Origin of the sequence: Synechococcus sp. RedBA-s (genome assembly GCF_024345495.1) — a bacterium.
GTDB lineage: Bacteria > Cyanobacteriota > Cyanobacteriia > PCC-6307 > Cyanobiaceae > Regnicoccus_A.
This window is the reverse complement of the sequence record NZ_JAGQBF010000032.1, coordinates 1-24,072: the sequence shown is the minus strand read 5'-3', so window position 1 is coordinate 24,072 and position 24,072 is coordinate 1. Positions and strand designations below refer to the sequence as shown.

The 24,072-nt window shown below is 67.2% G+C and carries 29 protein-coding genes, 1 tRNA gene and 1 pseudogene; 13 read left to right on the top strand and 18 right to left on the bottom strand.

Going from position 1 to position 24,072, the window contains the following annotated elements; all coding sequences use genetic code 11:
- A partial coding sequence (locus KBY67_RS12320; RefSeq protein WP_255111348.1) for an IS3 family transposase occupies window positions 1–566 on the bottom strand: 566 nt, incomplete at its 3' end.
- A gap of 80 nt (window positions 567–646) precedes the next feature.
- Complete coding sequence (locus KBY67_RS12315; RefSeq protein WP_255111345.1) at window positions 647–898, bottom strand: transposase; 252 nt, start codon at window positions 896–898, stop codon at window positions 647–649.
- A 293-nt stretch (window positions 899–1,191) separates the two neighbouring features.
- Here KBY67_RS12315 and KBY67_RS12310 point away from each other — a divergent pair, with 293 nt between their 5' ends.
- Window positions 1,192–1,464, top strand: a complete 273-nt coding sequence (locus KBY67_RS12310; protein ID WP_255111344.1) for a Nif11 family protein — start codon at window positions 1,192–1,194, stop codon at window positions 1,462–1,464.
- A gap of 35 nt (window positions 1,465–1,499) precedes the next feature.
- On the opposite strand, the gene KBY67_RS12305 is transcribed toward KBY67_RS12310, so the two are convergent.
- Together KBY67_RS12305 and KBY67_RS12300 are read right to left on the bottom strand one after the other, a co-directional pair.
- Window positions 1,500–4,688, bottom strand: a complete 3,189-nt coding sequence (locus KBY67_RS12305; RefSeq protein ID WP_255111343.1) for a cyclic nucleotide-binding domain-containing protein — start codon at window positions 4,686–4,688, stop codon at window positions 1,500–1,502.
- 84 nt (window positions 4,689–4,772) lie between these two features.
- Window positions 4,773–5,192, bottom strand: coding sequence for a hypothetical protein (locus tag KBY67_RS12300; protein WP_255111342.1), 420 nt, complete (start codon window positions 5,190–5,192; stop codon window positions 4,773–4,775).
- Window positions 5,193–5,351: 159 nt separating this feature from the next.
- Here KBY67_RS12300 and KBY67_RS12295 point away from each other — a divergent pair, with 159 nt between their 5' ends.
- Both KBY67_RS12295 and KBY67_RS12290 read left to right on the top strand, forming a co-directional pair.
- A complete protein-coding gene (locus tag KBY67_RS12295) occupies window positions 5,352–6,392 on the top strand; it encodes a PstS family phosphate ABC transporter substrate-binding protein (protein WP_255111341.1) in 1,041 nt (346 codons plus the stop codon).
- Window positions 6,393–6,448: 56 nt separating this feature from the next.
- A complete protein-coding gene (locus KBY67_RS12290; protein WP_255111340.1) occupies window positions 6,449–7,432 on the top strand; it encodes a CHAD domain-containing protein in 984 nt (327 codons plus the stop codon).
- A 4-nt stretch (window positions 7,433–7,436) separates the two neighbouring features.
- Here KBY67_RS12290 and KBY67_RS12285 read toward each other — a convergent pair.
- The 7 genes from KBY67_RS12285 to KBY67_RS12255 form a co-directional block, all read right to left on the bottom strand.
- A tRNA-Pro gene (locus KBY67_RS12285) sits at window positions 7,437–7,510 on the bottom strand.
- Between the two features lie 15 nt (window positions 7,511–7,525).
- Window positions 7,526–7,891 carry a hypothetical protein gene (locus KBY67_RS12280; protein WP_255111339.1) on the bottom strand — a complete coding sequence of 122 codons (366 nt, stop codon included), beginning with the start codon at window positions 7,889–7,891 and terminating at the stop codon, window positions 7,526–7,528.
- Window positions 7,892–7,896: 5 nt separating this feature from the next.
- Window positions 7,897–8,082 (bottom strand): hypothetical protein, encoded by a 186-nt coding sequence (locus KBY67_RS12275; RefSeq protein WP_255111338.1) that lies wholly within the window; start codon window positions 8,080–8,082, stop codon window positions 7,897–7,899.
- A gap of 4 nt (window positions 8,083–8,086) precedes the next feature.
- Window positions 8,087–8,446 (bottom strand): hypothetical protein, encoded by a 360-nt coding sequence (locus tag KBY67_RS12270; protein WP_255111337.1) that lies wholly within the window; start codon window positions 8,444–8,446, stop codon window positions 8,087–8,089.
- A gap of 35 nt (window positions 8,447–8,481) precedes the next feature.
- On the bottom strand, window positions 8,482–9,324 hold the full coding sequence (locus KBY67_RS12265) for an ABC transporter ATP-binding protein (protein ID WP_255111336.1): 843 nt from the start codon (window positions 9,322–9,324) through the stop codon (window positions 8,482–8,484).
- Complete coding sequence (locus KBY67_RS12260; protein WP_255111334.1) at window positions 9,321–9,737, bottom strand: NUDIX hydrolase; 417 nt, start codon at window positions 9,735–9,737, stop codon at window positions 9,321–9,323. Before KBY67_RS12260 ends, KBY67_RS12265 begins: the two co-directional genes overlap by 4 nt.
- Window positions 9,738–9,777: 40 nt before the next feature.
- Window positions 9,778–10,320, bottom strand: coding sequence for a DUF4334 domain-containing protein (locus KBY67_RS12255; RefSeq protein ID WP_255111333.1), 543 nt, complete (start codon window positions 10,318–10,320; stop codon window positions 9,778–9,780).
- 54 nt (window positions 10,321–10,374) lie between these two features.
- Between KBY67_RS12255 and KBY67_RS12250 the strand changes: the two genes are divergently transcribed.
- Entirely contained in the window at window positions 10,375–10,869 is a 495-nt protein-coding gene (locus tag KBY67_RS12250; protein ID WP_255111332.1) for a tryptophan-rich sensory protein, read from the top strand.
- Here KBY67_RS12250 and KBY67_RS12245 read toward each other — a convergent pair.
- From KBY67_RS12245 to KBY67_RS12230, 4 genes are all read right to left on the bottom strand, one after another.
- Window positions 10,859–11,068, bottom strand: coding sequence for a hypothetical protein (locus KBY67_RS12245; protein WP_255111331.1), 210 nt, complete (start codon window positions 11,066–11,068; stop codon window positions 10,859–10,861). The genes KBY67_RS12250 and KBY67_RS12245 overlap by 11 nt on opposite strands.
- 87 nt (window positions 11,069–11,155) lie before the next feature.
- Window positions 11,156–11,365, bottom strand: a complete 210-nt coding sequence (locus tag KBY67_RS12240; RefSeq protein ID WP_255111330.1) for a GlsB/YeaQ/YmgE family stress response membrane protein — start codon at window positions 11,363–11,365, stop codon at window positions 11,156–11,158.
- 917 nt (window positions 11,366–12,282) lie between these two features.
- Window positions 12,283–12,987 carry a tetratricopeptide repeat protein gene (locus KBY67_RS12235; protein ID WP_255111328.1) on the bottom strand — a complete coding sequence of 235 codons (705 nt, stop codon included), beginning with the start codon at window positions 12,985–12,987 and terminating at the stop codon, window positions 12,283–12,285.
- Window positions 12,988–13,398: 411 nt separating this feature from the next.
- Window positions 13,399–14,082, bottom strand: coding sequence for a cupin domain-containing protein (locus KBY67_RS12230; protein WP_255111327.1), 684 nt, complete (start codon window positions 14,080–14,082; stop codon window positions 13,399–13,401).
- Between the two features lie 114 nt (window positions 14,083–14,196).
- On the opposite strand from KBY67_RS12230, the gene KBY67_RS12225 reads away from it, so the two are divergent.
- From KBY67_RS12225 to KBY67_RS12215, 3 genes are read left to right on the top strand one after another with little or no spacing between them, the layout of a single operon-like run.
- On the top strand, window positions 14,197–15,843 hold the full coding sequence (locus tag KBY67_RS12225; protein ID WP_255111326.1) for a PEP-utilizing enzyme: 1,647 nt from the start codon (window positions 14,197–14,199) through the stop codon (window positions 15,841–15,843).
- Window positions 15,840–16,658 carry a PEP/pyruvate-binding domain-containing protein gene (locus tag KBY67_RS12220; protein WP_255111325.1) on the top strand — a complete coding sequence of 273 codons (819 nt, stop codon included), beginning with the start codon at window positions 15,840–15,842 and terminating at the stop codon, window positions 16,656–16,658. Before KBY67_RS12225 ends, KBY67_RS12220 begins: the two co-directional genes overlap by 4 nt.
- Window positions 16,659–17,102, top strand: coding sequence for a cyclic nucleotide-binding domain-containing protein (locus tag KBY67_RS12215; RefSeq protein ID WP_255111324.1), 444 nt, complete (start codon window positions 16,659–16,661; stop codon window positions 17,100–17,102).
- Here the strand turns inward: KBY67_RS12215 and msrA are convergent.
- The 3 genes from msrA to KBY67_RS12200 form a co-directional block, all read right to left on the bottom strand.
- Window positions 17,093–17,851, bottom strand: a complete 759-nt coding sequence (gene msrA / locus KBY67_RS12210) for a peptide-methionine (S)-S-oxide reductase MsrA (protein ID WP_255111323.1) — start codon at window positions 17,849–17,851, stop codon at window positions 17,093–17,095. The genes KBY67_RS12215 and msrA overlap by 10 nt on opposite strands.
- Window positions 17,852–17,875: 24 nt before the next feature.
- The gene (locus KBY67_RS12205) at window positions 17,876–18,139 is read right to left on the bottom strand and encodes a hypothetical protein (protein ID WP_255111347.1); all 264 of its coding nucleotides are present in this window, start codon (window positions 18,137–18,139) and stop codon (window positions 17,876–17,878) included.
- A gap of 73 nt (window positions 18,140–18,212) precedes the next feature.
- The gene (locus KBY67_RS12200) at window positions 18,213–19,964 is read right to left on the bottom strand and encodes an ABC transporter ATP-binding protein (protein ID WP_255111322.1); all 1,752 of its coding nucleotides are present in this window, start codon (window positions 19,962–19,964) and stop codon (window positions 18,213–18,215) included.
- Between the two features lie 38 nt (window positions 19,965–20,002).
- Between KBY67_RS12200 and KBY67_RS12195 the strand changes: the two genes are divergently transcribed.
- The 6 genes and pseudogenes from KBY67_RS12195 to KBY67_RS12170 all read left to right on the top strand — a co-directional run.
- Window positions 20,003–20,332, top strand: a complete 330-nt coding sequence (locus tag KBY67_RS12195; protein ID WP_255111320.1) for a DUF3288 family protein — start codon at window positions 20,003–20,005, stop codon at window positions 20,330–20,332.
- A 38-nt stretch (window positions 20,333–20,370) separates the two neighbouring features.
- Complete coding sequence (gene trpD / locus KBY67_RS12190; protein WP_255111319.1) at window positions 20,371–21,417, top strand: anthranilate phosphoribosyltransferase; 1,047 nt, start codon at window positions 20,371–20,373, stop codon at window positions 21,415–21,417.
- A gap of 41 nt (window positions 21,418–21,458) precedes the next feature.
- On the top strand, window positions 21,459–22,631 hold the full coding sequence (carA, locus tag KBY67_RS12185; RefSeq protein WP_255111317.1) for a glutamine-hydrolyzing carbamoyl-phosphate synthase small subunit: 1,173 nt from the start codon (window positions 21,459–21,461) through the stop codon (window positions 22,629–22,631).
- A 94-nt stretch (window positions 22,632–22,725) separates the two neighbouring features.
- Entirely contained in the window at window positions 22,726–23,076 is a 351-nt protein-coding gene (locus tag KBY67_RS12180) for an STAS domain-containing protein (protein ID WP_255111316.1), read from the top strand.
- Between the two features lie 19 nt (window positions 23,077–23,095).
- Window positions 23,096–23,512 carry a ribonuclease III domain-containing protein gene (locus tag KBY67_RS12175; protein WP_255111346.1) on the top strand — a complete coding sequence of 139 codons (417 nt, stop codon included), beginning with the start codon at window positions 23,096–23,098 and terminating at the stop codon, window positions 23,510–23,512.
- Window positions 23,513–23,515: 3 nt separating this feature from the next.
- A pseudogene (locus KBY67_RS12170) lies at window positions 23,516–24,072 on the top strand (hypothetical protein); the annotation flags it as partial.

Sequence of the window (24,072 nt, the reverse complement as noted above, 5' to 3'; positions counted from 1 at the left end):
AAGGCCGTAGAGGTGAACTGACAGCCCTGATCGGAATGGAAGATCTGCGGCTTGCGGCCACTGGCCAGGGCCATCTCCAGGGCCTCCAGGCAAAACTCCGTGTCAAGGCTGTTGGAGAGTTTCCAGCTGAGCACATGCCTGGAGAAGAGATCAACCACCGCCACCAGGTACAAAAAGCCCTTCTGCAGCGGGATGTACGTGATGTCGGTTGCCCATACCTGATCGATTGTCGTGACCTGATTGAGGTCCACCAGGCATGGAAATCTCTCCGCTGTATCGCCTGGCACCGTGGTGCGCGGCTTCTGATAGATCGCCCGTAAACCCATGCACCGCATGAGGTTTCGGACACGGTCACGGCTGATGGAGATTCCTTCTCTGGCCAGGTACTGCACCATCCTCCGGCTGCCGGTGGTGGGATCCTCCAGGTACAAGGCATCGATCCTGGCCATGATCCGCAGGGTGGACTCATTGACAGGCACGGGCTTGTAGTAGAGGGTCGATCGTGGCAATCCGAGGAGCTCGCACTGGCGGCTGACCGTGAGCTCAGGGTGGTCATGATCGACCAGTTTGCGCAGTTCACGGGCATCAGAGCAGTTGAGACTTTTTTTTCAGCCACTCCAGCTCCATCTGGAGCTTGCCGTAGCCGTCAGGCTTCTGCGAAGCAGTACTGCTGGAACAGCTCAGCCTCCTTGGCCTGGCTCTCGTCCTTGACCTGCGTCTTCTTGCCCCGGGTGAACAGGTCGCTGGCGCCCTCCAGGAGCTGCTTCTTCCATTGGCTCACCTGGATCGGGTGGACCGCGTGGTCAGCGGCAATCTCCTGGAGCGTCTTGCGACCACTGATCGCCTCCATGGCGACCCTGGCCTTGAACTCGGGGCTGTGTGTGCGGCGTTTACTCATGGGTGGGAGCCCCTTTCAGGGGCGGTGCCCCGCCTCAGAGGTTAACGATGGGACCTGTCCAGAAAACCCAGACCACCTCAGTCCGGCTTCTTGGGATCGGTGGCGAACCAGCCAGGCTGGAGGAACAAAGAAAGCCCCGCAGTCCCGCGCCCACTCCAACAGCCAGGGCCTCAGCTCCTGGCTGCCAAAGTTCGTGAAATGGGGACGCTTCTGCCGTGGTCGACTCGCCTGAGGGGGAGGGGGGTCATAAAATGAGTTAAATTGAGGGATTCTAAACAGAGCGCTCAAGAGCCATGCCAACAGACGATGTCATCCATCAGTTCATGGAGTGCCTGCGCAGCGACGAAGATCTGCAGCGCACCGTCAAAATGGCCACCAGCGCCGATGACGTGGTGGCGGCTGCTGCCTCCAGGGGCATGGAGTTCTCGAGCGCCTCTCTGGTGAGGTGTTTCGCCCGGACTCTGATGGAGGGCTCCGATGAGGTGGTGGTGAAGAAGTTTGACGAACTGGGCTGGGATGCAGGCGAAATCCTCTGGTTCCTCAAATCATTCGGAACAGGATCCTGACCTAGGCGTCGTCCTCACTGCCGGCGTCAGTTCACTCAGGCTGCGGCCCCATGCTCGATGACGCCCTCCCGCTGGTTGCTCCGGCGAATCCTTCGCGCCAACTCGCGAATCACCCCTCGGACGATCTCCGGTTGATCCGTCATCAGATCCAACAGGGTTTCCTGCTCAATACGAAACAGGCGACTGGGCACAAGCGCGCTCACCGAGGCCGAGCGGGGCTCAGGGTCCAGCGCCGCCAACTCGCCGACAATCTCCCGTTCGCCCAGTTCCACGATGGTCTGGTCGTCGATGTGAACGCGCATGCGTCCCTCCACGATCACGTACATCGCCGTGCCGATGTCGCCAAGGCTGAACAGGGTGTCCCCCGCCGCCAAGCACACCTCATCGATGGCCTGGGCCAGTTGCACGAGCACATCACTGGGCGTGGACGAGAAGATTCCTACCGACGTGAGCAGCAGCACCTTCTCGATCGTCAGAGATGTCCTGGTCATGACGGCAGAGCCTGAATTCGGGAGAAAGGATCGGGCGGTGTAGCGAGCGGTCTCCGCCACCATCGGGTTGGTCGAGGATTGAGCCACCGCAATGGCCTCCAGGACCCGACCATCGGAGTGGAACGCCTGCGGATGGAACGCCAGGCTGTAGAGGGCGCAGGTCAGCAACCAACCGTCGCCGGGGAGCCCATGGCCACCTCCCATGATCGCCAGCAACCAGCCGCACGACTCAGGCGACACGGTGGGACGGTACTTCTCGTGCAGCAGGGCCAGGGCCTCCGCGGATGAGTGCCGATCCAGCAAGGGCATGGTGGGGTCCAGATGCTGTGGAGGGATCGTCGACTCCAGCAGTTCCAGGGCCAAGGCCTGCTCCCGCGTCGAGCCGGTCCAATAGCGCAGCCTCACCTGGCGGAGGGCACGACCGGGATGCAGAAAGCTCAACAGCAGCAGCAACCTCTGGCGAACCCGATCCAGCTCCTGGCCGAAGGCCGAGGACAGCACTGGATGCAGCGGTCGCTCCTCGAGATCCGCCAGGGCCGCCAGCAACCAGGCGCCGAAGCGCACCTCCTCCTGCAGGCGACCCTCCACCAGCCGGCGCTCTGGCTGAGCGACCTGATAGCCCGATGAGGCCAGGGCAGCCAGGGCCGCATGACGCAGCGCCGGATCCCGCTCCGCCATCCGTTGCACCAGCACCGACCAGGCGCCGGGGTGGCGGAACCGCCCCAGCACCCCCAGGATCAGCTTCTCCGTCCCGCTTCCGGGGGGAAGGGTTTGGAGTTCCTCGAGCAGCCGCGCTAACCCTTCCTCCCCGGCCGCCAGCAGGGCCCGGGTCGCGGCGCCACGGCATCCCGGATCGCCTAGCCGATCGATCACGTGGGGCAGCAGGCGGCGGTTGATCAGCGTTGCCGCGGCCTCGAGCGCCGCCGTGCGCACCCTGCGGTCCGGATCGTTCAGCAGCGTCACCAGGGGGCGGTAGAGATTTCTGCCTCCCACGTCCGCCAACACCCGCGCGGCCTGGACACGGCAGAGGGGATCGACGCTCTGCAGGAGGTCGTTGAGGGCTCGGGCCGCGAGCAGCAGCCCCTCCAGGCTTCCGTGTCGCAGCAGACCGACGATCATCCCCGTTCGCTCCGGAGCCGAACGGCCGGCCAGAATCGAGCCATAGACCTCGAGAATCCGCTCTTCGTCGTGGGCTGCCAGCACCCGCAGCGCCGCTCCGCGCACCTCGCCATCGGAATCCGAGTTGGCCAGACGCTCGATCAGCTCGATGGGGGCCTCATCGCTGACTTCCTCCAGCCGCACAAGAACCGCATGGCGCACTTCCGCCGCCGGATGGAGCAGCAGGCTGTCGGCGCGCTCGATGATGAACTCCGGGTCCGAGTGGCCCAGCTGCTCGATGGCCTGGAGCACCGGGGCCGCTGCGGGCCACTGGAGGGCCTTGATCAGCACATCCCGGGTGGCTGGCTCCTGGATCGACACCAAGCCCCCGGCCAGGGTGCGCCCTTGCAACGCCCCGGCCAGCACCAGCGGATACTGCTGGCGCAGCAGCTGGGCCAGCAGCAACCAGAGCAACAGCAGGCCCAGCATCACAGTGGGCAGAACCCCCAGCTGATTGGGCCAGATCCGGCCGATGGCCAGTAGCAACAAACCGGCCAGCCCAGCCCCCAGGGGACTGACGACCCCCTCCGCCAGGGTCTGAACCCGCACCCGTTGCAGCGCCCCGAGGGGTTGAAACAGCAGCAGGACTGCGGACCGATCGATCGACAGGCGCAGGGAGCGATCGAAGAATTTCGTCCCCGCGATCGCCGGGAACAGCAAGGCACCCGGAAGCGCCCCCAGGGCGGATCCGACAGCTACCAGTACTGCCGTGGCGAGGCTGGCCGGCAGGATCGTCAGGCCGCCCCCGAGGCCGAAGCGGGCGAGCCATGGAGCCGAGACGCCGCCGCGAAGCACCAGGGTGGCCACACCCGCGCAGGCATAGAACACCCCGAGAAAGGCGGTGAGCTCATTGGCGCTGGTGAATCGTTCGTGGGCCACCACCAGAAAGCTCTGATCTACGAGGTAGCGCATCAGCACCGAGGCCAGAAAGAGGCCGAACACCAGCGGAAGGAAGGAGCTTGGGGCCCGGGTCGCGGCGGGTGGCAGGGGCGAATCCACCGAGGGGGTGGCAATGACGTCGGGCTCCGCCGATCGGGCCTGCCGCTGGATCCAGCCGAGAAGGGGGAGACAAAGGGCGCTGGCACCAGCGGCCAGCAGGATGATGTTGTCGCTGCCGATCCAGGACACCAGCAGCGGCAGGGTGAAGCCACCGACAACCAGGGCCACCACTTCGCCTGAGCCGATCAGGCCGTACAACCGTTTGGCCTGACGCACGTGGAGCAGGGTGGCCGCCAGGCCCCAGAACTCCAGATTGAGCAGGATCTCGGCCAGCCGATACCAGACCAGCAGGGCAAAGGCCGCCGTGGCCTGATCCCCCCAGGCCAGAAACCAGCGCAGCGCCAGCGGCACCAGGGTCACCACCAGAAGCTGCAGGCGCCAGGTACGGCGCTGGGAGAGCCGCCGCCCCAGACTCAGCATGGCGGCGCTACTGAGCGGACCGACCGCCGCCACCGCCAGGTAGACGTAGGCAAGGCCGGAGGGTCCGACCGTGGAGACGAACAGAGCATTCGCCGCGGTGAGCGTGAAGATCAGCACCGCCCCCACCAGCAGGGAGTGAAGCAGAAGCCCAGCCACCAGGGCTCTCTCTCCCGGCCGCAGATCAAGCCCGGGCTGACCGTGATCCCTCGTCCCCACAGCAGCCGACAAATCCGCCGAACCCTAGGGCCGTCGCCGCTCCCGGCTGGCCCGCGCGCGGCAGCGATTGCAGCAGTAGCGGGCATCCCTTCGCCCGGCCAGGAAGGACTGGCCGCAGCAGGCGCAGGCCCGGGCCGACTGCCGCTGCCTTGGCCGGGATGGGGAGCCGGCCCCCAGCAGCGACTCCAGCGATCGCACGCCCTCCGCGCCGATCACCAGATCAAGGCCATACCCCTCCCGAAACAGGCAGTCGGTGTCGGAGTAGCCGAGGCTCTCGGCCAGTTCCGGCGCCTCGAGCAGGAAGCGCTGCAACATCCGCACCAGCGGATAGCCCTCCCCCCAGAACCAGCGGCGCCGCTGACGCACCAGCTCAGCCCACTGGTCAGGCGGCTGATCACCCAGCCGGTCATCAAAGGCGGGCTCGCCACTGCAGCCAGGATCCATTGCCCCTACGTCCGAACGCCGTGGCAGGCAGCCTATGGGTAGTGGCGATCACAACCCAGCCCTAACCCCGCTTTAACGGAAAGGCAGGCCTTCGGCCCCCAGAGTGGACTGAATGGCAACCACTCCATGAGCTCGAAGCTGAAGCCACTGCGTTCGCCTTTGGGCCCGGGAGCTCGGCTGCTGAACGCTCTGGCCGCCCTGGCCCTTCTGCCGACGTTGGGTGCTCCCAGCTCAGCTCTGGCCCAGAGCAGCCAGGGGGTGATCCGCATCAGTGGATCGAGCACCGTCTTCCCGATCACCGCCCTAGCCATCCGCCGCTTCCGCCAGAGCTCCGCCGGTCGGGATGTGCGCTTCGAGCTCAAGGAAACCGGCACCACCGCTGGCTTCCGTGCGTTCTGCTCCGGGGCCGTGGCCATCAGCAATGCCTCAAGGCCGATCAACAGCCAGGAGATCAAGGCCTGTGAAGCCAAGGGGATCCGCTTCATCGAGCTGCCGATCGCCTTCGATGCCCTCACCGTGGCGGTGAATCCTCGCAACACCTGGGCCACGGAGGTCTCCCCCGCAGAGCTGGGCCGTCTCTGGAATCGCCGAGCCCAGGGCCGCATCAAGACCTGGAATCAGGTGAACAGTGCCTGGCCGGCACGACCGATCACACTCTGCGGTCCTGACAAGGATTCCGGCACCTTCGATTACTTCAATAAGGCGGTGAGCGGCCAGGCCGATAACTCCAGAAGCGACTACACCAGCAGTGAAGACGACAACATGCTGGTGAAATGCGTGGCCAAAGACCTGCAGTCCCTGGGTTACTTCGGCTTCAGCTATTACGCCGCCAATCGCAATCGCATCCGATCACTGGCGGTGAAGGGTCCCAAAGGGGCCGTGCGTCCTTCCATTGAGACCGTGCAGAAGGAACGCTACCTCCCCTTCTCCCGTCCTCTTTTTCTATACATCAACAACGAGCAGCTGCTCAAGCGCCCTGAGCTGCAGCGGTTCGTCACGGCCTTCGTGCGACAGGGTCCCGAGATCGTCAAGGCCGCCGGGGCGATCCCCCTGCCGGAGACCACCTACCGGCTGGTGGAAACCAAGCTCTACCGCCATGTCCTGGGCAGCTCCTTCGCCGGCGATCTGCCGGTGGGTCTGACGGTCGGCCAAGCCCTGGGCCGCAGCTTCCAGCAGCTCAAGCGCCCCCTGCCCCGCTGAAAACCGGGGGCCTGGGCGGACCGACGGGAGAATGGAGTCTGCGAGCAGCCAAGACCATGGAACCAGCCGGGAACCAAGGCTCTGATCGGTTTGATACGCCATCGCTGCCGGCCCCGGAGGGCATCAGCAACGGCAGCCACGCCGCCCAGCTGATCCAGAAGCAGACCCGGCGGCTGGGGCGTCTGCAGCCCGAGGTGCTGGCCGATGCCGATCCCGAACCCCTGCATCAGCTGCGGGTGAGCCTGCGGCGGCTGCGCACCGCCCTGGTGCAATTCCAGCCGGCCCTGACCCTGCCCGATGGCATCAGCGAGCGCCGCATTGCCCGTGTGGCCCGGCGCACAGGGCTCTGCCGCGATCTCGATGTACTGCGCGAGCGCCTGGAGAGCGGGCTGCTGCCGTCGCTGCCGGAGCGTGAGGCCAGGGCGCTGCGACCCGCCATGAAGCAGCTGAGCCGCGATCGCCGCCGGGCCTTCGAGGGACTGGCGGAGTCCCTGCGCGGCCACCGTTACCTGAAGCTGCTGGAGCGCCTGCACCGCTGGCAGGACCATCCCCGCTTCACCAGCCTGGGGGAGCGGCCCCTGCAGCCCTGGCTGGGGGAGTGGCGCACCCAGGCGGCGGCGGGGCTGTTTCTTGAACCGGGCTGGTTCAGCGCTGATCCTGCTGATCCGGCCCTGCATGGACTGCGCAAGCGGATCAAGGCGGTGCGCTATGGCCTCGAGAACCTGGAGCCCTACCTCGATCCAGCCTTCAGCCCCTGGCTCAGCGACCTCAAGCAGGCCCAGGACATCCTCGGCGACATGCACGACCTGCAGGTGATGACCGCGGCGCTCGAGGACGTGCTCGGCACCAGCCCCAGCGCCTCCTTTCCCCAACTCAGCCACTGGATCGAGAGCCGGCAAAGCGAAGGCTGGCAGCACTGGCTGGAGCTTGGCGGCCGGCTCGGCCAGGACAGCAGCCGCTCGTCGCTGCAGGCTCTGTTGGCGGCTGAAGACACAAAAAAACCGGCTGGGGAAGCCGGCGAAGAAGAAATGAACGGTTAAAGAATCGGAGCGGCGGGATTTGAACCCACGACCCCCACTACCCCAAAGTGGTGCGCTACCAAGCTGCGCTACGCCCCGGCGAAATGGAAGCTATCACAGCCCCCGCGGCAGCAACGCCTCCCAGGCGCGCATCCGTTTGAGCCGTCTCAGGATCCGCAGGGTGAGCCGCTCGCGGCTGTCGCTGGCGTAGCCCCAGAGGCGCAGGCGCCGCGCCAGCTGGCGCAGCTGGGCCAGGTTCAGGGCCGCCAGACGCAACTCCGGCAGCCGGCGCCAGGCACTGGCCGTGACCGGCAGGGGGTTGCCCTGGTGCACCCCGGGGATCGAGCGCATCGCGCCACCGGCCATCCACTCGGGCACCAGCACGAACAGCACCGCCAGCAGGCCGTAGAGCTCCACCAGCCCCTTGGGCAGGGGGTGGAGCTGTCGTTTGCTCTCGTGGCCGTCGTCGGGAGATGCCAAGGGAGTCAGAGCAGGGTGCCTTTCGGCTGGGTCGCCGGGGCGGCAGGCGCGCTACGGCCAGGGCTCTCCTTCCAGAGCAGCGGGGTCTCGGGGGCCGGCTGCAGCCGCACGCTCCAGAACACCAGGGCCGCCACCGCCCCGAGGGTGATGGCCATCAGCAACAGCACCGTGCGATCGGAGAGGGGGGTCATGCCATCAGACCTGATCGGTGCGCAGACAGAGCAGGCGCTGCGGCAGCCGCTCGAGGGTGAGTTCATCCCCGCGCAGGATCAGGCGCAGGCGGTCGGTGCCGTAGCGCAGGCCGGGCAGCGGCGAGTCTTCGCGGAAAAGGGTGGTGCGGGAGCGCCCGGCCAGCAGCGAAGCCTGGGCGTCATTGCGCTCCACCACCACCTGGTTGGTGTCATTGCAGAGAAAGGTTTCACGCACCTCGTAGTTCTCCCACCAGGGCGAGGACATCGCCCCAGCGGCGCCGGCAAAGGGAAAGCCCAGCAGCGGCGCCATGGCCAGAAGCCCAAGCCAGCGCGGCCTGCGGTGCTGCTGCTTGGTCAACGCCATGCCCATGACCTGCCTGGTGTGAGTTTGCCCCAGCCTCATGGGGAACGCCAGGAGCCGTGAGGCTGGGTGAGGCCCTGCTCACGGGCAGAGGCCGGCAGCACCTGGCGGAACCCACCGGCGCTGAACACCTGCAGCGGCATGCCGAACAGCTCACTGAGGGGGCCAGCGGCCAGCAGCTCGTCCGTCGGGCCATCAGCCACCAGCGCCCCCTGGCTCAGCAGCAGACAACGACTGATCTCAGGGATGATCGCCTCGATCTGGTGGGTGACCAGCAGCAGGGTGGTGCCGGCCTGGGCCAGTTCGCGCAGAATCTGCAGCAGCTGGTATTTGGCGCGCAGATCGAGGCCGGTGGTGGGTTCATCCAGCACCAGCACCTGGGGATCGTGCACCAGGGCGCGCGCCAGCAGCAGGCGCTGGCGCTGGCCATCGGAGAGCTGGCGGTAGGGGCGATCGGCCAGGTCCTCCAGCTGCAGCCGAAGCATCAGTTCGCGCACCCGCTGGCGTTGGCCGGCGTTGGGGTGCTGGCTGGGGCCGATCCCCACCGAACCGAAGAAGCCCGAGAGCACCACATCAGCGGCCGGCACCGCGCCCACGTAGCCAGCCTGGAGGTCGCGGGAGACCAGGCCGATGCGGGCGCGGAGGTCCCAGAGGTTGACTGTTTCCCGGCCGAACAGACGCAGGTGTGAGCCTGGCTTGACCACGGGATAGATCTCACGGCTGAGCAGCTTGATCAGGGCGCTCTTGCCGGCCCCGTTCGGCCCCAGGATCACGCTGTTCTGCCCCCGGTGCAGGCGCAGGCTGAGGTTGTCGAACACCCGGCGGGTCCCCAGGTAGGCCTCCACGGCCTGCAGCTCAAGGTAAGGATCAACCGCGGTCATGGGGTCCGGCGCAGGGCCTCCAGCGCCAGCTGCAGGGAGGGGGCGAGGGGCCGGGCCTGCTGCAGCTTCGGGCTCCAGACCTGGCCTGTGGCCAGCTCCTCAAGGCCAGCCAGGACCATGTCCTGACCCTCCAGCAGCTGAAGGTCCTCCAGAGGCAGCGGCAGGCTGGAGCGAAAGAAGTGGGCAATCCGTTGCGAGGTGCTGTGGCGGAACCAGAAGGGAAGGTCCCCTGAGCACCAGTTGATTTCCTCCAGCAGCTCACGCTTGAGGGCCTGATCCGGGCTCTCGCCAGGGTCGAGGTGGCCTCCGAAGAGGCCCCAGGTCCCTGGGGAGACGATGCCGGGGATGTCATCACGGAGCTGCACCAACCAGCTGCCGTCGCGCTCCAGCATCGCCAGGGCCACCTCCAGCATCAACTGCCCTCAGCGGCTTGGCGACAACGTAACCCAGTCGTCAAAGACGACGCTCCAGCAGGAACAGGTAGGGCCTGGGGTCCCCCTTCGCCTGCATCAGCCCGAGCACGGTGTCGTCGTCGACGCGGCGGAAGGCGTCATGCACCGGCAGATGGTCGTAGAGCATCGTGGCGCTGACCACACCGCGCACCTCCATGCGCCGCAGGCGTGCCTGGGAACGCCGGGTGCGCAGCAGCAGCAGCGACAGGCGCAGCAGCGGCCCCGGCAAGGTGAAGGCCTGGGGGGAGACGCAGCGGGCCAACTCCAGCGCCCCCGGCAGCGACCGGATCGGGAAAGGGTCGCCCGTGCCGATGCGCATCAGCAGCGGATGCACGGTCTCGGCATCGAGAAACTCCTTGCCATACCAGCCGCAGACCTCCAACCAGCCCTCCATCCGATGGCCGCTGCGGATCTCGCTGCCCTGCCAGCGGCCCCAGAGCATGGCCGGATCCACCGGTGGCAACGCATCGAAGATGGCCAGAGCCTCATCAAGGCCGGAGCGGCGCTCCCGCAGCAAGCGGTGGAGACTGATGGGACTGGCCATGGGCAGAACCTTCCCGGGGTAGGGATTGATGACGGCACAGGAGGAAACGCGGCCGTGGTGCCCCTCGCCAGATCAGCCTGGGGATCCATGCACGGACTGGCGATGGTGGCAGCCCTGGTGATCCTGGCGGTGCTCGTGGCGGTTGGAGCCCTGCTCAACCCCTCCGGAGACGACTTCCGCTGGTTTCTCCACCTGCGACGCCCCCGCTGGCTGACCTTCGAGCGCTGGATCCCGGCGATCTGGCTGGCGATCTACCTCTGTTTCTATGCGTCGGCGCTGCTGGTGTGGCAGGCCAGCACCAGCCTGGCGCTGATGGCCGGCTACCTGGGGCTGGTGCTGCTGGTGCAGAGCTACACCTGGTTGATCTGCCGCAGCCGGACCCTGCGCAACGGCACTGTGATCGGCCTGGCCGGCTGGGCCTGGGGAGTGGCTCTGGCGGTGGTGGTGCTGCCGCTGTCGCGGCCGGCGGCGCTGCTGCTGATCCCCTTCCTGCTCTGGAGCCCGGTGGGCAGTTTCGTGACCTGGCGGATGGAAGGCCTCAACCGCTGAGGGACTCAGCGGGGTGCTCGATCTGCTGCTCCACGGCCTGCCAGACCACCCGATAAGCCAGGGTCTCGGATTCGCCCCATGGCTGGGTGGCGGGCTGATGCCAGGCCACCTGACGTGAAAGCTCGCCGAAATCCTCAGGTAGCTGCTCCAAGTCGAGCAGGGTCAGGGCTTCGGGTAGATCCAGTGAATGAACATGCATGGGACAACCTCCTGCTCGTGCAGCCAGTGGCTGGGCAGCGCGTGGTGCGTGCCCAACTCCAAGCTGGCACAACACTCCAGAACACGCTTAGGACCGCTTGATCAGCCGCAACAACAGGACCGCCAGCCCAGCGCCAATCGCCGCCTTGATGACGCTGTCAAGGAGCGCACCGCCAAGCGAGGGACCCAAGCCCGCCAGCGCCAGGCCACCGATCAGGGCACCGAGGATCCCAGCTACCAGGTGCATGACCAGCCCACCCGCCATCCATCCGGCGACCACGCCCACGAGCAGGAACAACAGAACGTTCATGGGCTGACGAAAGCAGTGAATGAAAGAAATTCCCCATCAACGCGCCCGGCTCGTGAAGGGCAACCGGAAGCTGCTTGGGGACCTCAGCTGTCAGACCACATGATCCCTGATCGGCCGGCCATCGTGGCGCTCTCGCTGGGCGGTGGCAGCACTTTGCCGTCAGCGTGAGTGGCGTCGAGATCAGGCCGAAGCGATAAAGAACAAGGTGAAGACCCATTGCGCTTGTTCTGGGGCACATTGTCTTTACGATCAGCTCCTTTTTCCAATCTACTTTCGCAGCCTGGAGGAGCTGTTGGCGCCTGTGCAGCCTGGTGCTGAGCATGAGGCTTGCTTTGAGATGCTTCAAGCTGATGCCCAGGAGTTTGTGGTTCCTTTCAACCAGCAATGGGAACTCGACGCTGATGCAAACGCTTGGGCAAGGCAGTACACCGGCTTCAAACGGGTCTTTTCGGGGCCTTGCTGAAGCGGCTCTGAGTGCGAGCTGGATCGTCAAGGACCATTCGACTTCATCACCTCGAGATTCCGCTCACAGGTGGCTTTGTCGACGTAGATCAGAACTTCACTATGCTCGGATCTCCTGCAGGCAAATGCCGGATCCTTGAGGCCAAAAGTGCCGCTTGTCTGATGGGTACAGGTGCGAAACTGACTGATGCTTTCTGGCTGAAGTCGCGTGCAGGCAGCTGAGCTGGGCTGGAGCCAGTCGAACCCAAAGGATCCGACCGTGGGTCCCTTCGCCCGAGACAGGCATGGAGCTGCCATCACGGCCGTATCAACTATTGTCACGCCAAGGGCAGCAGCACCAAGACAGGCAGCACCAACTCTGGATAGGACGTATCGAGCCATCATGCTGACTGAAGCATAAACATGTGCTGGAGTGTCTCCCACAAACGACTGCCCGGTTCGGTTCAGGGGGCTTGGACGGGCTCCTTGATCTGGCTGCAGGCCTTGAGATAGGTGGCGTCAAAATCTGGCGAAATCAGCTTGAAGTCAGGCTTCAGAGCCTGGCCCTGGCGAAAGCTGGAGCAAGCCAGATCACGTTGTCCTAGGAGAAAAAGTGTTTCACCGCGGTTGAAAGAATAGAGGGCATCGCCTGAGTCCAACTCGATCGCTTTGTTGTAGTCAGCCAGGGCTCCTCGGTAATCCTTGAGAGAGTTTCGTGTGACCCCACGGTTGTTGTAGGCCGCTGCATTCTTCGGATCAAGCCTGATGGCTTTGGCGTAGTCGTCAAGGACGCTGCGATAATCCACAGGCACGGAAGCGGCCTTCACGTCGGCAAGGCGCAGATAGGCTTCTGAATTGTCAGGGTCCAGCTTGATGGCTTGCTGACAATCAGCCAGCGCCGCGCTCACCTTGGCAAGCTCAAGATGTGCCTGACAGCGGTCGATCCAGAGGGTCGTGAGCGTCGGAGTCTTCTCGATCGCCAGACTGCAAGCCTGAACGGCACCCTGCCAATCCGAGGCTTTGATCCGTGCTCGGCATCGTGCCGCCAGGTCGTCGATGGCCGAGGGCTCCCCCTGGGCTAAAACCGGGCTGGGACCAAGACCACTGGCGCTTGAGGCTTCTGGCACAACACCCCATGGCACGACCATCGAGAGCAAGCCGGTGAGCACGCTCAGCAGGAGCCAGCGAGATCGGGGGGGCATGGTGGTGGATCCACTCCTGAGGCCAGCGTAAGCACGTTGCCCCCATGAAGATTGTTCCGCTGCGCTTCGTTGACATGCCGGGAGTGGTGCAGAGGCCGTGAAACCGACACCGACCATCACCTGCTGCACCTGAATGCAGAAGGCCAAGGGGTTGGCAGTGCAGCATCCAAACAAACTGGAATCCATTCAGACCTCCTCAGGCCCTGAAGAACCTGAACGGCTGATGGGGAGCCTCTTCAAGAAAAATACTGCCTTGGATCCACAGGGAGATTGTCAAGGCAGCCAACCATCCTCTGGATCGGGATCAACCAACCAATGAGCAGGACGAACCGCCCGTGATGAGGACCTGGCTGTTCTTCATACCCGCAGATTCCAGATTCAGACGCCCGAGCCATCAGGGCCCAGAGTGAACGGCAGGTGTCCGGTCTTCACCCAGATCGTGCAGCCAGCCTCACTCCAGGGCCGGTGTTGACTGCCGTGGGGATTGCGCAGCCAACTGCCGGCACCGTAATTGCCGTGCTCGTCCTGAAAGACTCCATCCAACACAAAGATTTCTTCGCCGCCAGAATGCCCATGGGGCTGGAAACACGTGCCCGGCGACCAGCGCACCAGGGCCACATGTTCGGAGCCGAAGGCGTGCAGCTGCATCACCTGCAAGCCAGCCACCAGGCCTGGCACCCAGGGGCTGCAGGGAGTGTTGATCACCACGCGCTGCTGATCGGCCGGATGCATCTGATGCAGCTTCACCAGGAGGGTGCAACCGTCCTGGCTGAAGGGGGCATGGGCGGAGCCAGCCGGGTTGCGCAGGTAGGTGCCGGTTGGATAGTCGCCCTGCTCATCGGAGAACGTGCCCTCCAGCACCAGGATCTCCTCGCCGCCCCCATGGCTGTGACGCTCGAACCGGCTGCCTGGCGCATAACGCACGATGGAGGTGGCGCGGGCCACCTCCCCACCCAGCCGATCCAGCATCCGTCGCTCCACGCCGGCCAGCGGCGATGGGGTCCAGGGGAGTGCTGTGGTGTCGAGCACCACCCGCTGGGCGAGGTCGGCGTGGAGTTCCATGACCTTGATTCTGCGGCCAGCGAGCAGCCACCGTTGCTCCTGGTGGCGCCACCGGTATGAAGGGCTCATGGCTGGGTGAGACTGAAGCGTTCACTCGATCCACCGGGTTCGCCGATGTCTCAAGCACCCTTCAGTGAGCTTGTCTTCGCGGCACCGGGAGACGGGTACTGGGAGCTCGATCCCGTTCACTTTCCCCGGCCGGTGAGCCGCTACTGGAGGGAGATCCATCCGGCGGCGTTCCGCCGCGGCACCGCCGACTTCGCCCGTGCCTACGGCTTGCTATTCGAGGCCCTGGAGATGGCCTACGTGCATGGCTTCGCCTACCGGCGGGTCACACCTCTGGCCGAATCCGACCTGCCCGAACGCTTCCGACGCGCCGAGGAGGTGTTCGCTCAGACGTTCTGGCGTCAGCAGCTGCAGGAGTGGAACGAGACCGTGAAGCCGGCGGCGATCGCGGCCCACCGGCAGATCCAGGCGGTGGATCCGGACGCCCTCAGCGACAACGACCTGGCCGGGTACCTGCAGCGCTGCCGCGACCACCACGCCGCGATGCTGGCTCAGCACATGCGCTACACAGCGGCCGCCATTGTTTCCATCGGCGACTTCCTGGCCCACGCCGGAGCCTGGACCGGGCTGCCCGCGGCCGAGCTGCTGGGCCTGATGCGCGGCACCTCGCCGGTGTCGGCCGGGGCGTCCCATGAGCTGGCCGAGCTGATCGCCGCCCTGGAACAGGATCCCCAGGCCTTGGAGTCGTTGGCGAGCAGCCATGATTCCGGCGCCGCGATCGCGGCCCTGCGGTCGCTCGATGGACGCACGGGCCGGGCGATGGGCGACTATCTCGATCTGGTGGGCTATCGCCTGCTCGATGGCTTCGACATCACCAACCCCTGTGCCCTGGAATTACCCGACGTGCTGCTGCGGGCCATCCGCGCTGCCCTGGCGGCAGGATCCACGGCCGGCGGCGCCGATCGCACGGCCGAGGTGCGCGCCCGGGTCCCCGAAGCCCACCAAGTCGCCTTCGATGAGCTGCTGGCCGAAGCCCGGCTCATGTACCCGATCCGCGATGAACGGGGCGTGTTCAGCGACATCTGGGCGTCGGGACTGATGCGCCGGGCCGCCCTGGCGGCTGGACGCCGCCTGGCAGAGAGGGGGCTGCTGCACGATCCAGGCCACATCGTCGATGCCGGCTTCACGGAGATGCTCGCCCTGCTGGGAGCCGCCACGCCCTCGGCTGATGGCGCTCCGTCGGCCGATGAGCTCGCGGAGCGGGCCGCCTACCGCGGGGCCCACGATGCACACGAGGCTCCCCCCAGCTTGGGACCCACGCCCCCGCCCCCGCCGGATCCCTCCAGCCTGCCACCAGCCGCCGCGCGGATGATGCAGGCCAGTGGCCTGGCCCTGCAGGCCCTGTTCGGCAGTTCCGAGGCGAAGCACGAGCAGCACCTGCTGCGGGGCCTGGCCGCCAGTCCCGGCGTCTACGAGGGCCCGGTCCGGCGGGTGTCACATCCCTCAGAGTTCGATCGCATCCAGAAGGGCGACGTGCTCGTGACCCAATCGACCACAGAGGCCTTCAACATCCTGCTGCCCCTGCTCGGCGGGATCGTGACCGACAGGGGCGGCCTGCTGTCCCACTCGGCGATCGTGGCGAGGGAGTACGGAATCCCGGGAGTGGTGGGAACCCGCGAAGCCACCCGGCGCCTGAGCGACGGGCAGCGGGTGCGGGTCGACGGCAGGGCCGGCGAGGTCACGGTGCTGCCGTGAGTGGGGTCGTCGCGCTTGAGCAGGCCAGCGACCTGGCGGCCTTCGGCGCCAAGGCCGTGAGCCTGGGTCAGGCCATGCGGGATGGCCTGCCGGTGCCCCCGGGATTCGCCCTCTCCGGAGGGTTCGTGGACGCGGTGGCCGCCGGCGATGACGCCGCCATCGCCGAACTGTTGCGGGAGGTGGCACCGTTGGCGGGGCCACTGGCAGTGCGCTCCTCCGCCATCGACGAGGACGGAGCCGCCGCCAGTTTTGCCGGCCAGCACCAGACCCTCCTCAATGTGCCCTCGGTGGGCGAGCTGGCGGAGGCCCTGCGCGAGATCTGGTGGTCAGCGAATTCCGACGCCGCCATCACCTACCGCAAGAAGGTGGGGCTGTTCTCGCGACCGAGCGTGGGGGTGGTGGTGCAGAAGCTGCTGGCCCCCGACACGGCCGGCGTGCTGTTCACGCGCAATCCCATCAGCGGCGCCGATGAACGGGTGATCGAGGCGAGCTGGGGTCTGGGGGAGGCGGTGGTGGCGGGGCTGGTGATCCCCGACCACATCTGCCTGAGCCGCCAGGGCCAGGTGCTCGAGCGCCAGGCGGGGTACAAGACGGTGGCGATCCGTCCTGTGGCCGGCGGCGGCACCGTGGAGGAGGAACTTCCTGCCGAGCTGGTGGAGCGTTTCTGCCTCGACGAGAGCCAGCTGGAGGCCCTGAACCGCCTGGCCGGCCGCTGCGAAGAGGTGTTCGGGCCCGGACGCGATCTGGAGTGGGCCTTCGAGCGCGGCACGCTCCATCTGCTTCAGTGCCGGGCAATCACCACAGCCGGATCCTGAATGCGCGGTGCCCCGATCGATGTGCTCGAGCGCGTCCCCCTGTTCCATGATCTCGACCGCGACGAGATCGCTCAGATCGCCCTGCTGTTCAAGGAACGGGATTTCGAGGCCGGGGAAACGATCATCCAGGAGGGCTCAGGCGGCGCGGCCTTCTACGTGATCGAAGCGGGCGAGGCCAGCGTCCAAATTCAGGGCCGGCCCCATTCGATCCTCCGGCAGGGGGATTTTTTCGGCGAAATCGCCCTGATCGACGAGGGCCCGCGGATGGCGACGATCACGGCCAGCAGCCGCCTCGACTGCTGGGGACTCACCTACTGGGATTTCAGGCCGCTCGTGGAGGCTAACGGCGTGATCGGCTGGAAACTGCTTCAGCGGATGGCTCTGATGCTGCGTGACGCCAGGGCCAGCAACAACACAGCAGCCGGAGCCTCGCCTCAGACCTGAATCGGCTCGTTGGAGCTGCGCAGCACACAGTGCTGAATGCTCCAGTCGTATTGGTTCCAGACCGCCTCGGGCAGCTGGAAGCTGGCGCCGGGGAACGGGGTGAGGCGCACGCCGCTGGGGCGGGCGGAGCAGTAAGGGCGGCTGCCGGGGCGGGCCAGGTACTGCTGGTGGTGGGTTTCGGCGAAATAGAAGGGCTGGCCGCTCAGCAGGTCGGTGGTGATCTCCGGAAAGCCGGCGGCGCTGAGCTGCTGCTGGTAGTGGTCGCGGCTGGCGCGGGCGAGCACGGTTTGGGCCTCGGTGGTGGTGACGATCGCCGAGCGGTACTGGCTGCCGCGGTCGTTGCCCTGGGCCATGCCCTGGGTGGGGTCGTGGCATTCCCAGAACAGCTTGAGCAGATCGGCGAAGCTCACCTGCTCGGTGTCCCAGACCACCCGCACCGCTTCGGTGTGGCCGGTGCGGCCGGAGCAGACCTCCTCGTAGGTGGGGTTGGGGGTGTGGCCTCCGCAGTAGCCCACGGCGGTGGTGATCACACCGGGCAGACGCCAGAAGCCCTTCTCCGCTCCCCAGAAGCACCCACAGCCGAAGAAGGCCTCCTCCTGACCAACGAGCAAGGGCGCCTGCAGGGGGGTGCCCAGCACCACGTGTGTGCGGGCTGTGGCCAGGGGCGTGTCGCGCCCGGGCAGGGCCTCCTCAGCCGAGACGATCCTGCCCTTGGCCGCGACTGGGGCCTGGTTAAAGAGTCCGAACACCGCTGTCCTGCCGAGGCTCAGAGCCTAAGCAACGCGCTCCGTGGCCGGAGCGGGCTCCAGGGCGATGTGGTTGAGCAGGGTAGTGGTGAAGGCGAAGAGCAGGAAGGGCAGCGAGAGCACCAGGATCACCCCCACCCCCACCAGGGCGAAGATCGGCTTGCTGGAGCCCATCAGTGCCAGGCCCGCCGCCAGGCTCACGAAGATCACCACCATCCACACCAGGACCTGGCCGTAGATGTCGCCGAAGGTGAGGGTGCAGCGCAGGTTGTAGCCCTTGGGGTTCTCCATCGTCCTCACGGGAACTGCCTCAGCTAAGCCCCTCGGCGCGGGCTTGTCTGTGCTGATCAACAACTCGTGCGAATCAGGCCACCTGCTGCAGCCGCTCCTGCGCCTGCTCCCGCTCCCAAAGACGCCGGTAGGTGCCTGGTATGGCCACTAGCTCCTGGTGATGCCCCTGCTGCACCAGACGGCCGTCTTCCATCACCAGCACCTTGTCACAGGCGGCGGCGGCCGAGAGCTGGTGGCTGATCATCAGAATCGTGCGACCCTTTTCGGCGCGGATCGAATCGAGAATCGCTGCGGCCGTGTTGTTGTCCACGCTGGCCAGGGCGTCATCGAGCACCAGCAGTGGGGCTGACACCAGCAGCGCCCGGCCCAGGGCCGCCCGCTGGCGCTGGCCGCCGCTGAGGGTGATGCCCCGCTCCCCCACCAGGGTCTGATAGCCATCGGGGAAACCGCGGATGTCGCCTGCCAGGCGGGCCTGCTCGGCCGCCGCTTCCACCCGGGCCTCGTCGGCCTCCGGGTCGCCGTAGCGGAGGTTGTCGGCGAGGCTGGCGGTGAACAGGTAGCCCTCCTGGGGCACCAGGGCCACCTGGCGGCGAAGATCATCGAGGGAGAGGGCCGTGACATCGACCCCATCGAGGAACAGCTGCCCGCCCGGCACTTCCACCATGCGCCCCAGGGCCCGGGCCAGGGTGGTCTTGCCGCAGCCCACAGGCCCCACCAGCGCCACCAGCTCGCCGGGCCGCAGCTGGAAGCTCACGTCCTGGAGGGCCTCGCGCTGAGCACCGTCGTAGCGGATGCTCAGCCCCCGGGCCTCCACCGCCCCGCGCGCCACCGTGGCCGGCGCCTGGGGCATGGCCGGGGACTCCACCCTCGGCTGCCGAGCCAGCAGCTCTTCCACCCGCTCCAGGCTCACCTGGCCGGTCTGGAAGGTGTTGAGGGTGAAGCCCAGCAGGGCGGTGGGGAACACCAGCCGCTCCACGAACAGGATCAGGGCCACCAGGTTGCCGATGCTGAGCCGGCCGCTTTCCAGCTGGCCGCTGCCCAGGGCCAGCAGCAGCAACAGGCTGATGGAGGAGATGCCTTCCAGCAGCGGGAAGAGAGTGCTGCGGGTGCGGGCCAGCGACAGCGCCGCGTCGCGGTAGACCCCATTGCGACGGGAGAAGGCCCCCTGCTCGTGGTCCTCCTGCCCGTAGATCTTGATGGCGCTGATGCCGGAGAGGTCCTCCTGGATCAGGTCGCTGAGGCTGCCGAGGGCCTCCTGCTGGCGCCGCTGCTGGCGCATCATCCGCCCGCCGAACAGGCGCACCACCACCAGCATCACCGGGTAGAGCCCCACCGCCGCCAGGGTGAGGCCGGGGTCAATCGCCAGCATCGCCGGCAGGGTGAGGGCATAGGCCAGGCCGGTGTTGGTGAGGCTGAGCACGGCGAACCCCAGCAGCCGGCGCACGTTCTCCACATCGCTGGTGGAGCGGCTGATCACCTCACCGCTGCCGGTGATCTGCACCCAGCCCGGCTCCTGGCGCAGCATGTGATCAAACAGGCGCTGGCGCAGGTTGGCCTCCACCTGGCGGCCCACACCGAACACCAGCATGCGCGAGAGCTGACGGGCGGCCGCCATCACGGAGGCCAGCAGCACGATCACGCCGGCGTGACGCAGCAGCAGCGAAGAGGAGAAGCCGTCCTGGAGGTCGTCGATGACCCCCCTAACCAGCAGCGGAATGCTGACGCTCAGCAGGTTCACCACCACCAGGGCGGCGACACCGAGGTAGACCTCGCGCCGGTGGGGGCGGAGGTAGCGCCAGATCAGGCCCAGACGGATGGCGGCCATGATGCGGAGCAGATGCTTCCAACCTAAGGATTCGCCCCATGGCCCCGTCCGACGGCTCCGCCGCCCACTCCCAGGCCCATCCCCTCTATGCCACCGACAGGGAGCTGGTGGACGGCCTGCTGGCGGCCCAGCAACCGAGCGACGGCCAGCTGACGGACCTGGCCCGGCTGCTGAACCGCTACGACGGCTTTCCCGGTGCCGAGGATCTCCAGGACGACCTCAGCAAGACCCTGCGGCTCTGGGGCCTGAGCCTGGAGGAGCTGCAGCGCCGCACCCGCGCCATCTGGGCCCAGGGCTACCGGCCCGGAGCAGTGGTGGGCGCCGAGGCGGTGGGCAGCGGCTTCGACACCTCCTCCACCGAGGGTTGACAATCTGAACGGATTCCTTCTGCTGTTCCCTGGCACCGATGGCTGCTCCCTCCCCCTGGCCGACCCTGTTGGAGCAGCTGCTGCAGGGCCAGGCCCTCTCGGAGCCCCAGGCCACGGCCCTGATGCAGGGCTGGCTGGGGGGACTCCTGGAGCCCGAGCTCACCGGTGCCCTGCTGGCGGCCCTGCGCAGCAAGGGGGTGAGCGGCGAGGAACTGGCGGCGATGGCACGGGTGCTGCGCGCGGCCTCCTGCCTGCCCGTTGAGCGTCCGGCCCTGAAGCTGGTCGACACCTGCGGCACCGGCGGCGATGGGGCCGACACCTTCAACATCTCCACCGCCGTGGCCTTCGTGGCCGCCGCCTGTGGCGCCACGGTGGCCAAGCACGGCAACCGCAGTGCCAGCGGCAAGGTGGGCTCCGCCGACGTGCTCGAAGCGATCGGCCTCAACCTCAGGGCCGACCCCCAGACGGTGGTGGCCGCCCTGCCCAGCAGCGGGGTCACCTTCCTGTTTGCGCCGGGCTGGCATCCGGCCCTGGTGGATCTCGCCCCGGTGCGTCGGCGCCTGGGGGTACGCACCGTCTTCAACTTGCTGGGGCCGCTGGTGAATCCCCTGCGGCCGGAAGCGCAGGTGCTGGGGGTGGCCAAAGCGGAATTGCTGGAGCCGATGGCCGAGGCCCTCTCCCTGCTCGGGCTGGAGCGGGCGGTGGTGGTCCATGGCCACGGCGGCCTCGATGAGGCTTCTTTGGCGGGCGTCAATCAGCTGCGGCTGGTGGAGGGGGGCACGGTGAGCTCCCTGGAGATCGACCCCGAGCAGCTGGGGCTGGAGCTGGCCCCCCTCTCGGCCCTGGCCGGTGGGGATCTCGACACCAACCGCCGCATCCTCGAAGCCGTATTGCGCGGGCAGGGCAGCACCCCCCAACAGGACGTGGTGGCCCTGAACACGGCCCTGGTGCTCTGGGCCGCCGGGCAGGCCGATTCGGTGGCGGATGGCCTGGAGCAGGCCCGCGTAGCCCTCCGTGGCGAGACTCCCTGGCAGCGACTGGAGCAGCTCAGGGCCGCCCTGCAGGCAGGGCCATCAGCCAGCTGAGCGCCGCCTGGGGGATGATCGATTCACTCGATTGACCCCCCTTGAGCGCTGCAGCCCCAGCTTCGGCCAGCCCCACCCCACTGGCCAGCAGCGAGGCGCTGCTGGTGCTGGCGGATGGCACCCTGCTGCGGGGCATGGCCTTCGGGGCCCGGGGCACCGCCGTCGGCGAGGTGGTCTTCAACACCGGCATGACGGGCTATCAGGAGGTGATGACCGATCCCAGCTACTCCGGTCAGCTGGTGACCTTCACCTATCCGGAACTGGGCAACACCGGCGTCAATCCGGAGGATCAGGAGGCCGAGGCCCCCCATGTGCGCGGCGTCATCGCCCGCCAGCTGGCGCCCTGCCCCAGCAGCTGGCGCAGCCAGGGCGACCTGCCCAGCTGGCTGGCCTCCCACGGGGTGGTGGGCATCGCCGGTGTCGACACCCGTGCCCTGGTGCGTCACCTACGCGAGCGGGGGGCCATGAACGGGGTGATCAGCAGTGATGGCAGCAGCCCCGTCGAGCTGCTGGAGCTGGTGCGCCGCAGCCCCTCGATGGAGGGGCTCAACCTGGCGGCGCGGGTGAGCACCGCCAGCGCCTATCCCTGGCGGAAGCTCAGCGCTACCGGCTTCGATCAGCGCCCGCAACCCTCGCCGCAGCGGCCCTATCAGGTGGTAGCCATTGATTTCGGCATCAAGCGGGCGATCCTCGAGCGGCTCACGGCCCATGGCTGCACGGTCACAGTGCTGCCCGCCAGCAGCAGCCTCGCCGAGGTGCTGGCCCATGGGCCGGAGGGGGTGTTCCTCTCCAACGGCCCGGGCGATCCAGCGGCGGTGGCCGAGGGCATCACCCTGGCCAGAGACCTGCTGGCACGGGCCGATCTGCCGGTGTTCGGCATCTGCCTGGGCCACCAGATCCTCGGTCTGGCCCTGGGCGGCAGCACCTTCAAGCTGGGCTACGGCCACCGCGGCCTGAACCATCCCTGCGGCGGCGAGGGCCTGGTGGAGATCACTAGCCAGAACCACGGCTTCGCGCTCGAGGCCGGCTCACTGCCCGAGGAGCTGGTGGAGATCACCCATCACAACCTCAACGACCGCACCGTGGCGGCCCTGCGCCATCGCCATCAACCGGTGTTTGGCGTGCAGTACCACCCCGAGGCCAGCCCCGGCCCCCACGACGCGGATCACCATTTCGGCCGCTTCACGCGCCTGATGGCGGAGCGGCGACCCTGACGATCAGGGCTGAGTGGATACCGCTCTGAGACGTGCTTACACTTCAGCCTCTTCATTCCCCGCGAGGGCTGGAACGATTCCTGAACTGCACCGGTTGACCGTATCCCTGCGGGGCGGCTTCGAGCGACGGGACGATTGCCTGCTGTTCAGCTTCACCGGCCAGCTCGACGCCTACTCCGACAAGCAGTTTCGCGACTTCGTCAGCGAGCAGCGCGGCAGCGACAAGCGGGCGATGCTGCTGGATCTCACCCACATCGATTTCATCGATTCCTCCGGACTGGGGGTGCTGGTGCAGCTGGCCAAACAGTGCGCCGATGCCAAGGTGGCCTTTGTGATGGTCGGGAATGCCCGCGTGATCCAGACGGTGAAACTGGTGCGGCTGGAGAAGTTTCTGCACCTCCAGCCCGACCTCAGCACGGCCCTGGCCGCCCTTGCCAAACCCTGATCCCGACGGCCGGGCCTGGTTGCGCCAGATCCAGCCCGGTCCCCGCGATCCCCAGCGGCTGGAGAGCCTCGGCGCCCTCCAGCTCGCCTGGCTGGGGGATGCGGTCTGGGAACTGCACCAGCGGCTGAGCCACTGCCAGCAGCCGGGCCGCCCCGATGAGCTGCACCAGGCGGTGGTGGCCCGGGTGCGGGCCCGGGCCCAGGCCCGGGCGCTGCAGCAGCTGGAGCCTCTGCTGGATGAGCGGGAGCGGGAACTGGTGCGCCGCGGCCGCAACCGAGCCGGCCGGGGCCCTCGCGGCGGTGATCCAGCAAGCTACGGCCGGGCCACGGGATTTGAGACAATGGTGGGCTGGCTCTTTTTGCGGAATCCCGAGCGGCTTGCCCAGCTTCTGGATCATCTGGACGAGACCGACCTTTCTGACCCCTTGACCGAGTAACCCATGAGCCAACGTTTTGAGGGCCGCAGGCCCAAGGGTGCCGGTTCCGGAGATCGCCCGTCCGGAGGGGCCAGGGCAGGCAAACCCTCCCGCTTCGGCGGACCCCGCCCCGAATGGCGCGGCAGCAGCGGCACCGGCGGTGGCTCCGGTGGAGGCACTGGCGGTGGCTCGGGCGGCAGCTCCGGCTATGGCGCTGAGCGCGACAGCCGGGAGGATCGCCCCCGGCGTGAGGGTTTCCAGCGCCCCCAGGGGGAGGGCCGACCCAGCGCCCGCCCCGCCCGCGTGATTGGCGCCCGCCCCGCGGCGCGGCGTTTCGACGACCAGCGCCCCGGAGCGGGCCGCAAGCCTGAGGGTCGCTTCGAGGGCAGGCCAGAGCGCCGCCCAGCAGGCCGGCCTGAAGGCCGCCCTGAAGGCCGCCCCGAAGGCCGCGGCGAGAGTCGGCCCGAGGGGCGTGATCAGGGCCGCCGCCCCAGCTTCGGCGCACCCCGCTTCACTCGACCCGATGGCGACAGGCCCCGCTTCCAGCCGGGACGTCCCCCCGCCCGCACGCCCCGCTTCAG

Bases quoted from the DNA above. Each gene is read 5' to 3' on its own strand.
- KBY67_RS12315 (WP_255111345.1), bottom strand. From the start codon at position 898: ATGAGTAAACGCCGCACACACAGCCCCGAGTTCAAGGCCAGGGTCGCC.
- KBY67_RS12310 (WP_255111344.1), top strand. From the start codon at position 1,192: ATGCCAACAGACGATGTCATCCATCAGTTCATGGAGTGCCTGCGCAGC.
- KBY67_RS12300 (WP_255111342.1), bottom strand. From the start codon at position 5,192: ATGGATCCTGGCTGCAGTGGCGAGCCCGCCTTTGATGACCGGCTGGGT.
- KBY67_RS12290 (WP_255111340.1), top strand. From the start codon at position 6,449: ATGGAACCAGCCGGGAACCAAGGCTCTGATCGGTTTGATACGCCATCG.
- KBY67_RS12275 (WP_255111338.1), bottom strand. From the start codon at position 8,082: ATGACCCCCCTCTCCGATCGCACGGTGCTGTTGCTGATGGCCATCACC.
- KBY67_RS12270 (WP_255111337.1), bottom strand. From the start codon at position 8,446: ATGGCGTTGACCAAGCAGCAGCACCGCAGGCCGCGCTGGCTTGGGCTT.
- KBY67_RS12265 (WP_255111336.1), bottom strand. From the start codon at position 9,324: ATGACCGCGGTTGATCCTTACCTTGAGCTGCAGGCCGTGGAGGCCTAC.
- KBY67_RS12260 (WP_255111334.1), bottom strand. From the start codon at position 9,737: ATGCTGGAGGTGGCCCTGGCGATGCTGGAGCGCGACGGCAGCTGGTTG.
- KBY67_RS12255 (WP_255111333.1), bottom strand. From the start codon at position 10,320: ATGGCCAGTCCCATCAGTCTCCACCGCTTGCTGCGGGAGCGCCGCTCC.
- KBY67_RS12245 (WP_255111331.1), bottom strand. From the start codon at position 11,068: ATGCATGTTCATTCACTGGATCTACCCGAAGCCCTGACCCTGCTCGAC.
- KBY67_RS12230 (WP_255111327.1), bottom strand. From the start codon at position 14,082: ATGGAACTCCACGCCGACCTCGCCCAGCGGGTGGTGCTCGACACCACA.
- KBY67_RS12225 (WP_255111326.1), top strand. From the start codon at position 14,197: ATGTCTCAAGCACCCTTCAGTGAGCTTGTCTTCGCGGCACCGGGAGAC.
- KBY67_RS12215 (WP_255111324.1), top strand. From the start codon at position 16,659: ATGCGCGGTGCCCCGATCGATGTGCTCGAGCGCGTCCCCCTGTTCCAT.
- KBY67_RS12205 (WP_255111347.1), bottom strand. From the start codon at position 18,139: ATGGAGAACCCCAAGGGCTACAACCTGCGCTGCACCCTCACCTTCGGC.
- KBY67_RS12200 (WP_255111322.1), bottom strand. From the start codon at position 19,964: ATGGCCGCCATCCGTCTGGGCCTGATCTGGCGCTACCTCCGCCCCCAC.
- KBY67_RS12195 (WP_255111320.1), top strand. From the start codon at position 20,003: ATGGCCCCGTCCGACGGCTCCGCCGCCCACTCCCAGGCCCATCCCCTC.
- trpD (WP_255111319.1), top strand. From the start codon at position 20,371: ATGGCTGCTCCCTCCCCCTGGCCGACCCTGTTGGAGCAGCTGCTGCAG.